2 protein-coding genes are annotated in these 2,004 nt (G+C 67.7%); both read left to right on the top strand.

The genetic code is table 11. The annotated features are described in order from the left end of the window. Nucleotides 1-104: 104 nt before the first annotated feature. Nucleotides 105-548, top strand: coding sequence for a GNAT family N-acetyltransferase (locus ABGB10_RS33140; RefSeq protein WP_347664912.1), 444 nt, complete (start codon nt 105-107; stop codon nt 546-548). Between the two features lie 152 nt (nt 549-700). Next, entirely contained in the window at nt 701-1,990 is a 1,290-nt protein-coding gene (locus ABGB10_RS33135) for an IS701 family transposase (protein WP_347664913.1), read from the top strand. The last annotated feature ends 14 nt before the right edge of the window (nt 1,991-2,004 follow it).

Genomic DNA, 2,004 nt, shown 5'->3' with positions numbered 1-2,004 from the left:
ACAGCCCGGGTTCGTTATGTAGATGACCGCTGATGTAGACGGTGGTTGGCGCCGTGCCCGGGTGTCGTGGGTGCCTTGCAGCATCACCTTGGCATGCTGTGGTCGTGGAGGTCTCCGAGGTTGAGGTGCGGGACGAGGTCGGAGCCGACTATCTGCCGCATTTGATGGATTTATTCGCTTCTGCCTGGTGGACAGCCGGCCCGACCGTCAGCGACGTAACGCGGATACTGGCCGCGTCTGACCTCGTCGTTGCGCTAATTCACCGGCGGTCAGGGCGGTTGGTCGGCTTCGCGCGTGTGATCACGGACGAGGTGTACCTGGCAGTCGTGCTCGACGTGATTGTCGCGCCTGGGTCGAGGGGATCTGGCCTGGGTGCGATGCTGATGGACGCCATCGTCGGGCATCCTCGTCTTGCCGCCGTGCGCAGCATCGAGCTCGTCTGCCAGCCGGACCTGATGCCGTTTTACCGGCGTTGGGGCTTCAGCGAGCAGGTTGGCAGGTCCCGGCTGATGCGAAGAACCTCGGATCCGCTGCTGAGCGGCACCTGAGACGGCGGCCCGGGCGATGAGTTCAGCCTGGTCCGGGGTGGTCGGCGTGTCTGCGGGCAGGGAGACGGCCGCCGGTTGATCATGCACTGTTTGTGAAGACGAGTGAAGATCGTGCGGCGGCCGCTGAGCACAGCGTAGACGCCGAGAGTTGGTTGGCGGTGTTCGACACCGAGTTCGCGTGGATCGCGGGCAGGTTCTCCCGGGTGGAGCCGCGCCGACAGGCCAGGTCGTTCCTGCTCGGGTTGCTGTCGGATGTGGACACGCGGTCGTGTTGGCAGTTGGCCGAGCAGGCCGGCCACGCGTCGCCGCATGCGATGCAGCGGCTGCTGGGCGAGGCGGTCTGGGACGCCGACGCGGTCCGTGACGACGTGTGCGGCTACGTGATCGACGCGTTGGGCGATTCGGCCGGGGTGCTGATCCTTGATGACACCGGTGACTTGAAGAAGGGGGTGCATACCGTCGGGGTGCAGCGGCAGTACACCGGGACCGCAGGGCGAGTGGAAAACGCGCAGGTCGCCGTCTACCTCGCCTATGCCGCGCCCGGCGGATACACGTTGATCGACCGGGAGGTCTACCTGCCCAAGGCATGGACCGGCGACCCCGATCGGTGCGCCGCCGCCGGCATCCCCGATGACGTCGAGTTCGCCACGAAGCTCGTCCTGGCCCGGCGGATGCTCACCCGCGCCCTCGACGCGAACATGCCCGCAGCGTGGGCCACCGCAGACGAGGCCTACGGCGGTGACCGGCATCTCCGCCGCGACCTGCAAGACCACGGGATCGGCTACGTCCTGGCGGTCGCGAAGAGCCACCGGGTCACTGCCCGCCCGACCGACGGCCCGGTCCGCGCTGACCGGCTCGCCGCCGACCTACCGACCCGAGCGTGGAACCGCCTGTCCGCCGGTGCCGGATCCAAAGGCGCCCGCGACTACGACTGGGCCTGGATCAGCATCACCCCACCCGCAGACGAGACTGCCGGCCACCACTGGCTGCTGATCCGCCGCCGCATCAGCGACGGCGAGTTGGCGTTCTACCGCTGCTGGTTGCCCCAACCAGTACCGCTGCGCATGCTGGTCCAGGTGGCCGGGACCCGATGGTCGATCGAGACCTGCTTCCAGACCGGCAAGACCCTCGGCCTGGACGAACCGCAGGTCCGCCGCTGGCACGCCTGGCATCGCCACGTCACCCTCGTCATGCTCGCCCAGGCCATCCTGACGGTGATCGCCGCCCGTGAACGCCGCGACCACGAAGCGGCCGATCGGACCCTCATCCCGCTGACCCTGCCCGAAATTCGCCGCCTCTTCGCGAGGCTGATCGCCAACACCGTCCACCCGATCAGCCACTGGCTGACCTGGTCACATTGGCGACGCCAACGCCAAGCACGGGCCCGGACCAGCCACTACCGCCGCCACACCCAGCCAACCCATCAACCGGCATCTACATAACAAACCCGGGCTGC

This window comes from Micromonospora sp. B9E7 (genome assembly GCF_039871815.1).
Classification (GTDB): Bacteria; Actinomycetota; Actinomycetes; order Mycobacteriales; family Micromonosporaceae; genus Micromonospora.
Note: the sequence above shows the minus strand (reverse complement) of the source record. Positions and strands in the feature narration are given on the sequence as shown.